The 10,764-nt window shown below is 53.3% G+C and carries 11 protein-coding genes; 6 read left to right on the top strand and 5 right to left on the bottom strand.

Translation table 11 applies throughout. The features are described 5' to 3' along the window. The first annotated feature begins 133 nt into the window (after positions 1 to 133). Positions 134 to 2,407, top strand: a complete 2,274-nt coding sequence (locus B2U47_RS05120) for an NADP-dependent isocitrate dehydrogenase (protein WP_296681566.1) — start codon at positions 134 to 136, stop codon at positions 2,405 to 2,407. 71 nt (positions 2,408 to 2,478) lie between these two features. On the opposite strand, the gene B2U47_RS05115 is transcribed toward B2U47_RS05120, so the two are convergent. The 4 genes from B2U47_RS05115 to B2U47_RS05100 all read right to left on the bottom strand — a co-directional run bounded on the left by B2U47_RS05115 (position 2,479) and on the right by B2U47_RS05100 (position 5,478). Next, positions 2,479 to 3,507 (bottom strand): YgfZ/GcvT domain-containing protein, encoded by a 1,029-nt coding sequence (locus tag B2U47_RS05115; RefSeq protein ID WP_296681564.1) that lies wholly within the window; start codon positions 3,505 to 3,507, stop codon positions 2,479 to 2,481. 129 nt (positions 3,508 to 3,636) lie between these two features. Continuing rightward, a complete protein-coding gene (locus B2U47_RS05110; RefSeq protein WP_296681548.1) occupies positions 3,637 to 4,512 on the bottom strand; it encodes a peptidylprolyl isomerase in 876 nt (291 codons plus the stop codon). 22 nt (positions 4,513 to 4,534) lie between these two features. Next, complete coding sequence (locus B2U47_RS05105; protein WP_296681547.1) at positions 4,535 to 4,834, bottom strand: YciI family protein; 300 nt, start codon at positions 4,832 to 4,834, stop codon at positions 4,535 to 4,537. Between the two features lie 26 nt (positions 4,835 to 4,860). Then, positions 4,861 to 5,478 carry a septation protein A gene (locus tag B2U47_RS05100; RefSeq protein WP_296681545.1) on the bottom strand — a complete coding sequence of 206 codons (618 nt, stop codon included), beginning with the start codon at positions 5,476 to 5,478 and terminating at the stop codon, positions 4,861 to 4,863. A gap of 51 nt (positions 5,479 to 5,529) precedes the next feature. Here B2U47_RS05100 and B2U47_RS05095 point away from each other — a divergent pair, with 51 nt between their 5' ends. From B2U47_RS05095 to scpB, 5 genes are read left to right on the top strand one after another with little or no spacing between them, the layout of a single operon-like run. Further along, a complete protein-coding gene (locus B2U47_RS05095) occupies positions 5,530 to 6,156 on the top strand; it encodes an L-threonylcarbamoyladenylate synthase (RefSeq protein WP_296681544.1) in 627 nt (208 codons plus the stop codon). A gap of 3 nt (positions 6,157 to 6,159) precedes the next feature. Beyond that, the gene (locus tag B2U47_RS05090; RefSeq protein ID WP_296681542.1) at positions 6,160 to 6,834 is read left to right on the top strand and encodes a site-2 protease family protein; all 675 of its coding nucleotides are present in this window, start codon (positions 6,160 to 6,162) and stop codon (positions 6,832 to 6,834) included. A 19-nt stretch (positions 6,835 to 6,853) separates the two neighbouring features. Then, positions 6,854 to 8,071, top strand: a complete 1,218-nt coding sequence (locus B2U47_RS05085) for a tryptophan--tRNA ligase (protein ID WP_296683952.1) — start codon at positions 6,854 to 6,856, stop codon at positions 8,069 to 8,071. Between the two features lie 50 nt (positions 8,072 to 8,121). Continuing rightward, the gene (locus B2U47_RS05080; protein ID WP_296681539.1) at positions 8,122 to 8,931 is read left to right on the top strand and encodes a segregation and condensation protein A; all 810 of its coding nucleotides are present in this window, start codon (positions 8,122 to 8,124) and stop codon (positions 8,929 to 8,931) included. Next, a complete protein-coding gene (gene scpB, locus B2U47_RS05075; protein WP_296681537.1) occupies positions 8,928 to 9,482 on the top strand; it encodes an SMC-Scp complex subunit ScpB in 555 nt (184 codons plus the stop codon). The genes B2U47_RS05080 and scpB overlap by 4 nt, the downstream gene beginning before the upstream one ends. On the opposite strand, the gene B2U47_RS05070 is transcribed toward scpB, so the two are convergent. Continuing rightward, positions 9,397 to 10,698 carry a DUF1615 family protein gene (locus B2U47_RS05070; RefSeq protein WP_296681535.1) on the bottom strand — a complete coding sequence of 434 codons (1,302 nt, stop codon included), beginning with the start codon at positions 10,696 to 10,698 and terminating at the stop codon, positions 9,397 to 9,399. The genes scpB and B2U47_RS05070 overlap by 86 nt on opposite strands. Positions 10,699 to 10,764 lie beyond the last annotated feature (66 nt).

The following is a 10,764-nucleotide window of genomic DNA, read 5'->3' as shown; positions in this document are numbered from 1 at the left end:
AGCATCACTTCCGGTCACACCCATCATCACCTTAAAATGTCGACAATTTGTGTTTTTTACGCGGATTTTGTAGCGATTGTTGGGTGTTATATGTAAAATTGTCTTACAATACCGCCGCTAGGAAGGAGCGCATATGAATAATGAAACACCAAAGGTCATTTATACGCTGACGGATGAGGCGCCACTGCTGGCAACTTGTTCCTTGCTACCCATCATCCGCACCTTTGCTTCAGGTGCTGGCATCAAGATCATCAAAAACGATTTGTCCCTGCCTGCCCGTACCTTGGCAGAGTTCTCTGACTACCTGACAGCAGAGCAACAGATTTCTGACGATCTGGGGGTGCTGGCTCAACTGACGCAGGAGCCGGATAGCAATATCATCAAGCTGCCCAATATCAGTGCCTCTGTACCGCAACTGATAGCAACAGTCAGGGAACTGCAAGCCGCAGGCTACCCACTGCCGGATTACCCCGAAGACCCGCAAACTGAAGAAGAAAAAGCTCTTCTGCGCCGTTATTCCAAAGTGCTGGGCAGTGCAGTCAACCCTGTACTGCGTGAAGGTAACTCCGACCGTCGCGTACCTGCTGCGGTCAAGCGTTACGCCCAAACCTACCCGCACGAAATGAAGGAGTGGAGCCAAGCGTCGCGCACCCACGTTTCACACATGCATGGCGGCGACTTCTATAGCAGTGAAAAATGCCTGACCTTGGATCGCGCCTGCGATGTTCGCATGGATCTGGTGACGAAAAGCGGTAACACCATCGTGCTCAAGCCCAAGGTTTCCCTGCTGGAAGGTGAAATCATTGACAGCATGTTCATGAGCAAAAAGGCGCTGTGCGAGTTCTACGAGAAGCAGATCGATGATGCACAGAAAACCGGCGTGATGTTCTCGCTGCACGTCAAAGCTACCATGATGAAAGTGTCGCACCCGATTGTGTTTGGTCACTGCGTCAAGATTTTCTATAAAGAGCTATTCGACAAGCACGGTGACTTGTTCAAAGAGATCGGTGTCAATCCGAACAACGGCATGAGCAGTGTGTATGAAAAGATTGCCATGTTGCCAACCTCGTTGCGCGAAGAAATTGAGCGCGATATTCATGCCTGCTACGAACACCGCCCAGAACTGGCGATGGTGGATTCCGCCAAAGGCATTTCCAACCTGCATTCCCCGAACCATGTGATTGTCGATGCTTCCATGCCAGCGATGATCCGCAATGGTGGCAAAATGTACGGCCCGGATGGTCGTTTGAAAGATACCAAGGCGGTGATGCCGGAGAGTACCTTTGCGCGTATTTACCAGGAAATTATCAATTTCTGTAAAACCCACGGTTCCTTCGACCCGCGCACACTCGGTACAGTGCCGAATGTCGGGCTGATGGCACAAAAAGCCGAAGAATACGGTTCGCATGACAAGACCTTTGAAATTCCCGAAGACGGCGTGGCGCGTATTGTTGATGATCAGGGCAATGTCCTGATTGAACAAAACGTGGAAGCTGGCGACATCTGGCGCATGTGCCAGACTAAAGACCTGCCGATACGTGACTGGGTGGGGCTGGCTGTCAGACGGGCGCGTGAATCGCAATTGCCTGCGGTGTTCTGGCTGGATGAGTACCGTCCGCACGAAGCCGAGCTGATCAAAAAGGTCAAAACCTACTTGAAGGATTACGACCTGACGGATGTTGATATTTGCATTATGTCGCCACTGCGCGGGATGCGTTTCACCCTGGAGCGTATTATCCGTGGCAAGAGCACCATTTCTGTGACCGGCAATATTCTGCGCGACTACCTGACCGACCTGTTCCCAATCATGGAAGTGGGCACGAGTGCCAAAATGCTGTCGGTTGTACCGTTAATGAAGGGCGGCGGCTTGTATGAAACGGGTGCAGGTGGTACTGCGCCAGTGCTGGTCAAGCAATTGCTGGAAGAGAACCACCTGAGCTGGGATTCGCTGGGTGAGTTTCTGGCATTGACGGTTTCCTTTGAACAGGTGGCGAGACAATATGGCAGCAATAAAGCCAAAGTGCTGTCTGAAACACTGGATGAAGCCATCGGTAATGTATTGTTGAATGACAAGTCACCGAAACCGAGAACGGGTGAGCTGGATACGCGCGGCAATCATTTCTATCTGGCGATGTATTGGGCGCAAGCACTCGCCAAACAAACCGAAGAGCCGGAAATGGCGGAACATTTCGGCAAGCTGGCGCAAATCCTGACAGACAATGAAGAAACCATCCTCGCCGAGATGAAGAACGCCCAAGGGCATCCTGTTGATATCGGTGGCTATTTCTTCGCTGATTCTGCCAAGACCAAAGCGGTGATGCGCCCGAGTGCCACCTTCACCAATGCGATCATGGCAGCGCGGATGTCGGGCTTTACGGCTGCGGAGCTGGACGCCCGTAGTCCGTAACGGCTAAAACAAACCCTCCTTCCCTCTTGCTCCCTTCACCCCTTGCGGGGGAAGGGTCGGGGATGGGGGGATTATTCTGCTTCCAGCTCGTAAGGCAACTCCAGCACTTTCACCGCATATTCCCCCAGATGCAGCGGGTTTGCCGCTTCCGCAATTTTCATCACGGCTAAGGCTTCCACATAACCATCCGGGTTGAGGGTGGCGTTGAGGATAGTTCCGGCTTCCGGGTCAGTGCTGCTGGTGATGTTGGTTCCCACCGCCGGTGTTTTTACGCAATGCGGGATACCGATGCGGTACATCTGCCGTTTGCTCTTGCCCAGGTATTTGAGGCGGGCAACGATTTCCTGACCAGGGAAACAGCCTTTGGTGAAACTGACGCCGTTGATCAGGTGCATGTTCATCATTTGCGGAACCCAGGCTTCGCTGCTGGCAAGTGTCACCATCGGTACGCCCGACATCACGTTGAAATATTCCCAGCTACTGCGGCCTACGCAGGCGGTATTGACGTTGAGGCGTTGCCACAGCTTCATGGCTTCATCCAGTTCGCCCAGAATCTTGAAGCGCGGGATAGGTGCAGGCTGGCGCATGATGGTCAGGTTGCCGACCTGTACGGTGTCGTAGGCGTGGGCAGGGGCTTTGCCAAGGATTTCCAGCAATTGCTGGTCGCCATCGGGCGCGGCATAGCCAAAATGCACCAGACTGGCACTGGCATCTTCCAGCACGACTTTTGAGCGCAGCACATACATGCGCAGGCGTTTGAGGATCGGTTCCAGCAGATCCCGCGCCACGCTCAGGTAATACACGCCCTGGCGTTTGGTGACAAAGAAGGTTGCCAGTGCGCGGCCTTTCGGCGTGCAATAGGCACTGAGCTGGGAAAGGCTGTCTGTCACCTGTTTGATGTCATTGGTCAACTGGCCTTGCAAAAAGGCTTCGGCATCTGCGCCACTGACACTGATCAGGCCGAAATGTGACAGATCACAGAGGATGGCACCTTGTGGGGGGATACGACGTTCCCGTTCGGGGTTGCCGAAAGAAACGAGTGAATCACCCTCAAATTCTGCGCCGAAATCAATCAGAAAATTTTTCCATTCAGGCTTCATGGATGCTCCCTTGCTGTGTTTGATTGTGGTGGGCTTTGCTGGAAAGATAATGCTTGTTGCAGATGATGTCGAGAAGCCTTAAAGCCCCTCTCGCTTTGAAGAAGGAGAGGGGCTGGGGTGGTGAGGGTTTTACTTCTTCTCTTCTGGCTTGGCTTCAGCAGGTTTGGTGTCTGCTTTTGGCTCCTCTGCCTTCTTTTCTTCCGGTTTTTCTTCTGGCAGCATGACTTTCACATCAGCTTTGGAGCGCAGTTCTTCCATATACGCCAGCATTTTCTTCTGCTGGTATTCGCGTTCCAGTTGCGGTTTGAGGGCATCGAATTCAGGTGGTTTTACGTCGCGGCGTTCTTCCAGTTTGATGACGTGCCAGCCGAATTCAGTTTGAACGGGTTCCTTGGTGATAGTGCCGGGTTCCATTTTGGCAACGGCATCGCCAAACGGTTTCACCATGGTGCTGAGCTTGAACCAGCCCAAGTCGCCACCCATAGCAGCAGATGGGCCGTCAGAAGATTTTTTGGCCAGATCCGCGAAATCCACCTTGTTTTCCAGATCCTTGATGATGCCTTGAGCTTCTTCCTTGGTTTTCATCAGGATGTGGCGAGCCTTGTATTCCTGTTTGTCAGTGCTGGTACGTTCTTCATAGAGCTTTTTCAGTTCATCATCAGACGGTTTGAATGACGCTGCTTTTTCTTGAGTCCAGGCATTCAGCACCAGTTTGTCGGTGAAATCCTTGACCTTGTTTTTGACATCTTCCCGTTCGGCAAGACCGGATTTGTTGGCTTCCTGACGTGCCAGTTCGGTGATGATCAGGTCATCCAGAATGCCTTTGCTGTCAACTTGGTCGCCTTGGGTGGAGCGACGTACCATTTCTTTCACGCTATCCAGTGTTGCCTTGTCAATGTTGGTGCCGTTGACAGTTGCCACCACTTTAGCGTCTTCGGCGTACAGGGAACCTGCCAGCAGGCTTAGCCCAACGAGTCCTGTTGCGATGATTTTGTTAGCTTTCATTTTGTTGGTTTTCCTCGTGTTTTTAAGGTAGTACTTTCTTAAAGGGTTTGACGGTCACTTGCCGGTATACGTCTGCTGCCTTGTAGGGGTCAGCATCTGCCCAGGCTTGTGCTGCGTCCAGTGAATCAAATTCTGCAATGATGATGCTGCCTGTGAAACCAGCCGCACCAGGATCGTTGTTGTCAATCGCCGGGTTGGGGCCTGCCACGAACAGGCGGCCTGCATCGCGTAGTGCAAACAGGCGTTCCAGATGCGCGGGGCGTGCTGCCAGCCGCTGTTCCAGGCTGCCGTCCACATCTTCGCCGATAATGACATATAACATGAATGATGATCCTTACAATTTAGTAACTATTGACCACTTTCTGTGGCGTGCTTTTGCAGGTAGATGGCTTGGGCAATGACAAAGACAAATGTCAGTCCCAATACCCCAAATAGTTTGAAGTCAACCCAGGCATCCTCACTGAAGCCGTAGGCAACGATCAGGTTCAGGATGCCAACGGCGACAAAGAACACCGCCCACATCAGGTTGACCCGCTTCCATACGTCAGGTGTGGTTTGGATGGCTTGCGACATCATGCGCTCCACCAGTGTTTTGCGCGTACCAATGTATTGGCTGGCAATGAAGGCAATGGCAAATGCCCAGTTGATGATGCTCACTTTCCATTTGATGAATAGCGGGTCTTTCAGGAACAGGGTCAGTGTGCCGAATGCCAGCAGGATGCCCAAGGTGATCAGGTGCATACGCTCGAAGCGGCGATGCATGGCAAAGTACAGCACGTTTTGCAGGATGGTCGCCAGAATGATGACCAATGTCGCCAACAGGATGGCATCTTTGGGTTCGTTCTGGTTAAGTGACATGAAAGGAAACTGATTGGCTATCCCGATCCAGGCAGGCGGCAGGTCGCCGAAGAACTTGTACACCAGAAAGAAAAGCACAACCGGGAAAAAGTCGAACAGAAACTTCATGCTAGTTGGTATAATCGGTTAAAGTTAAGCATTCTAAACGATAATTGGACAATGAGTCAGTATTTTCAAATTCACCCCGAAAACCCCCAGGTACGTTTGGTGCGTCAGGCGGTACAGATCATCCGTGAGGGTGGCGTTGTGGTATTCCCCACGGATTCCAGTTACGCCATTGGCTGCCATCTGGGGGACAAAGCTGCGATGGAACGTATCCAGCGTATCCGCCGTCTTGACAACAAGCACAATTTCACTTTGGTTTGCCGTGATTTGTCGGAAATTTCCACTTACGCCATCATCGACAACATCAATTACCGCTTGATCAAGTCGCTGACACCAGGGCCGTATACCTTCATTCTGTCAGCGACCCGTGAAGTGCCGCGCCGTTTGCAAAACCCCAAGCGCAAGACAATCGGTATCCGTTTGCCGGATCATATTGTCACTCAGGCACTTTTACAGGAACTGAACGAGCCGTTGATGTCCAGTACCCTGATTTTGCCCGGTGATGAGTTGCCAATGGTTGACCCTTACCAGATCCGCCTGTCGCTGGAACATCAGGTCGACCTGATCATCGACGGCGGTTTCTGCGGGTATGAACCAACCACGGTGGTGGATTTGCTGGAAGACCGTCCGGTAGTCCGCAGGGAGGGCAAGGGCAGCATCGATTGGTTGGTGGAGCATTAAGACATGGATGAAATCGACATTGGTTATCTGATCCGCCTGATTGCGGCGGGGGCAATTCCTGTGCTGTTTGCGATTACCTTGCATGAGGTAGCGCATGGCTGGGTTGCGCACAAGCTGGGTGACAGTACTGCGAAAATGTTGGGACGGCTGACGGTCAACCCGTTGCGGCATATTGACCCGGTGGGTACGGTTGCCTTGCCGCTGGGGATGCTGGTGTTTTCCATGCTGACAATTGGGCAACCGTTCGCGTTTGGTTGGGCAAAGCCGATTCCGGTCAATACCCGCAACCTGCGTCAGCCACGCCGGGACATGGCTATCGTGGCGATTGCCGGGCCGTTGGCCAATTTCCTCATGGCGGTTTTCTGGGTGCTGATGCTGGCGGTATTTGCCTATGCCATTCCCGATGAAAATATCGGTGACGGTTTCATCACCATGGCAAGGATCGGGCTGGTTTTCAATCTGGTACTACTGGTACTGAACCTGTTGCCGATCCCGCCGTTGGATGGGGGACGGGTATTGGCAGGTCTGGTTCCACGTTCGGTGGCTGATTTGCTGGACAGGATTGAGCCGTATGGTTTCCCGATCCTGATTGGCCTGATGCTGCTGGGGGTACTTGATCGGGTCATGTGGCCTGTTATTGATGTCCTTTACAGCCTGTTGATAGATATTATTGTTTGATTTATAGAAAGGTAGCCACGTGAGTAATACGCCTTCGCATAAACAGCGTGTCCTGTCCGGGATGCGTCCGACCGGTTTGCTGCATCTGGGGCATTATCATGGTGTTCTGAAAAACTGGGTGGAAATGCAGCACAACTACGAGTGTTTCTTTTTCGTGGCAGATTGGCACGCCCTCACCACCCATTATGAAACGCCCGATAACATTTCCCTGCATGTGGAAGACATGGCAATTGATTGGCTGGCAGCAGGAATTGACCCCAAACTTGCTACCGTATTTACCCAGTCACACGTGCCACAACATGCTGAGCTGCATCTGTTACTGTCGATGATTACCCCGCTGGGCTGGCTGGAACGTGTGCCGACCTACAAGGATCAGCAGGAAAAACTGAAAGAACGCGATCTGGCAACTTACGGTTTTCTTGGCTACCCCTTGTTGCAATCGGCAGATATTCTGATTTACAAGGCGGATTTAGTCCCTGTTGGCGAAGACCAAGTGGCACATATTGAGTTAACCCGCGAAGTTGCCCGCCGTTTTAACCACTTATACGGGCGCGAGACAGGCTTTGAGGAGAAGGCGGAACAGGCCATCAGTAAAATGGGCAAGAAAGATGCGAAACGCTACCGTGACTTGCGTCGCCAATATCAGGAAAAAGGCGATGCAGAAGCCCTGGCGGCAGGTCATGCGTTGCTGGAAGCGCAGCATAATGTCAGTGCAGACGATCGTGAACGCTTGTTGGGTTATCTGGAAGGTTCCGGCAAGATCATTCTGCCTGAACCACAGGCAGCTCTGACCAAAGCCTCCAGAATGCCGGGGCTGGATGGGCAGAAGATGTCCAAATCCTACAACAACACGCTGTCGTTGCGGGAAACACCAGCAAATGTGGAAAAGAAAATCCGCACTATGCCAACCGACACCAATCGGGTGCGCCGCACGGATCCCGGTGATCCGGCACGTTGCCCTGTCTGGCAGTTCCACGAGGTCTATTCCGATGACAAAACCAAACAGTGGGTACAGGAAGGTTGTCGCAGTGCTGGTATCGGTTGCATTGATTGCAAGCAGCCAGTGATTGCTGCTGTACAAGCTGAACTGGCTCCTATCCAGCAACGAGCTGCCGAGTTTGAAGCCGATCGCACGCGGGTACGAGACATCTTGAGGGAAGGGGCGGAAGCTGCCCGCAAGGTGGCGGCTGCAACCATGGCAGAAGTGATGTCAGCGGCACGGTTTACCCATTATTAATGATGGAGACGGGTTTCACCCCATCCCCAGTTCTTCCTCCGCAAGGGGGGATGGGGGTACAGACCGAAATGCCGTTTGCGGTGGTGCGCGGCGAGAAAATCGTCGCCATGCCGGAGGATTTGTACATCCCGCCTGATGCGCTGGAAGTATTTCTGGAAGCCTTTGAGGGGCCGCTGGATTTGCTGCTGTACCTGATCCGGCGGCAGAATTTCGACATCTGTGACATCCCGATTGCGCACATCACCGAGCAATACGTTGCCTACGTCGAGTTGATGAAAGAATTCAACCTTGATCTTGCCGCCGAGTACCTGTTGATGGCAGCGATGTTGGCAGAAATCAAGTCGCGTCTGTTGTTGCCACGCCAGGCCATGGTAGATGAGGAAGAAGATCCACGTGCCCAATTGATGCGCCAGTTGCAAGAATACGAGCAGTGCAAGCAGGCTGCTGGTGAGTTGGATACCTTGCCGCGTCTGGAACGCGACCACTGGCTAGCACAAACTGCCGCCGATTTCCCCAGACTACCCCGTCCACAACCACAGGTTTCCCTGCAAGAGCTGTTGCTGGCGTTTCAGGATGTGCTCAAACGGGCAGACATGTTCAGCCACCACCAAATCCGCCGTGAACACCTCTCCATCCGTGAACGCATGACCCATGTGCTGGCCTTGTTGCAGGGCAAAGCCTTTGTGCCGTTTGAAAGCCTGTTCCGTCTGGAAGAGGGCAGGCGTGGGGTGGTGGTGACATTGATGGCAGTGTTGGAATTGCTCAAGGCGCACCTGATTGATGTGACGCAAAGTGAGGGAGCGTATGCACCGTTGTATGTGCGACCGGTAGGGGCTGTGTTGGAGGGGGCTGGAATATGAAACTGGCAACCATTTTGCAGGCTATCCTGCTGACGGCTGACAAGCCCCTGTCGCTGGAGCAACTGGAAGGGTATTTCGCCCCGGAAGAGCATATTGCCCGTTCCGCCATCCGTTCCGCCTTGCAGGAGTTACAGGGCAGTTGTGACGGGCAGAGTTTTGAACTGGTGGAAACAGCCAGCGGTTTCCGTCTGCAAACCCGTGTAGCGTTCCAAAGCTGGGTACAACGCCACCATGAGGAAAAGCCGTCAAAGTATTCACGGGCTTTTCTGGAAACGCTGGCGCTGATTGCTTGGCGACAACCGATCACCCGCGCCGAGATTGAGGAAATTCGGGGGGTAGCGGTCAATGCCAGCATTATCAAAACCTTGCTGGAACGCGACTGGGTGCGGGTGATCGGGCACAAGGAACTGCCCGGCAGGCCGGAAATGCTCGGTACAACCCGTCAGTTCCTTGATTATTTCAACCTCAAATCGCTTGACGATTTACCCAGTCTTGCAGAAATGAAGGGGCTGGACGTGGATCAGTTGCCACTGGTGCTGGCGGGGGCTTGATCTGCTGTGGCTGTTGCACGCTTGTGGTGGTGGTCGTGGTACGGGCAGGTTGTGCCATGCAACGCTGGTAACGCTTGCTGACCATGTTGGCGTAGCGTTCGGTGGTGAGCAAACGCGAGGTCTTGCTGCTGCGCAGGCCAATGCGTGGCACGACTGCATAGGGTGGGGCAGATTTTTTCACCAGTCGGTAGGCTTCCATCACGGTATGGTAGGTGGATGTCTGGTTGAAAGCGTAAGTTTTTTCCTGCAACAAATCGCTACGGATGCGTGATTCGGGCAAGATCAGGCCGTATTTGTCGGCTACCAGCCTTACCATTTGTTCGGTGTTGCTGATGGTGGCTGTGGCTGCCCCGTTTCGGTCATAAATCAGCAAATCCCCGTCAGTTGCCAGTGGCTGTTTCGCCAAGCTGGCTACGACAGTCTGGAAAGCTGCATTGCGGCTGGCGTAACGCCCAGCGTTATAGTCGGCAAAGCGGTACTGTTTCTGACCGTAGCCGGTTTCATAGCCCAGCAGACGGGCGACCCCGTAATACAAGCCGACTTTGCGGGTATAAAGCGCATCACGTAACTGGTAAATCTCTTGCAGCGACAAGGCGCGTCCACGGCGGGCAGTTTCCTGCTGCACGGCAAACCCTACATCCACCTGCATGGCTCCCAGTGTGCTGATTTCGTTGCGACTTTCAATAAAATCCCGTGCCATGTCGCTGTTCATGAGGAAACTGATCTTGTATGCCTGGGCGATGCTGGCGATCAGATCACGGTATGCCCAGTCGAGGTCGCGCTCGGTTTTGGCCTGACGGATGCGTGTCATGAAGTTTTGGCGCGGGTTGGGAAGCTGGTACATCAGGGTTTCAGCTTTGCCGCCCAGTAACGGGTACTGGTTGAGGCGGCTAATCACGGCTTTTTGTGACAGCTTGCCCAGATTGGGGACAGCGGGGTTGGCAGCGAATGCGGATTCCTGATCGGTGACAGCAACTACCGAACAAATATTTTCCGGGGTACGGGGCAGGTTGTTGGCACGGAGTGCTTCCAGAATGTCATTCGCCCAGCCTTGCGGGTCACTGACCTTGGGACGGGCAGCCTTGATGGTGGCGGCAATCTGCGCAATATCGAGCGTGGCAGTGGGAGCAGCAAAGGTATGGCTGGTAAACAGTGCCGGGATTACAGTCAATACCAGCAGCGCCTGTCTGATACGGGCGGTGTAGCCGTTGGGCATGGCTCAAGTCCTTTTGATGGGGGTTATGGGGTTGTTATCAAGCATAGCGTAGGTAGCGTGGTTTAA

Source organism: Thiothrix sp. UBA5583 (genome assembly GCA_002425225.1).
Taxonomy (GTDB): Bacteria; Pseudomonadota; Gammaproteobacteria; order Thiotrichales; family Thiotrichaceae; genus Thiothrix; species Thiothrix moscowensis.
This window is presented reverse-complemented; position numbering and strand designations above follow the sequence as displayed.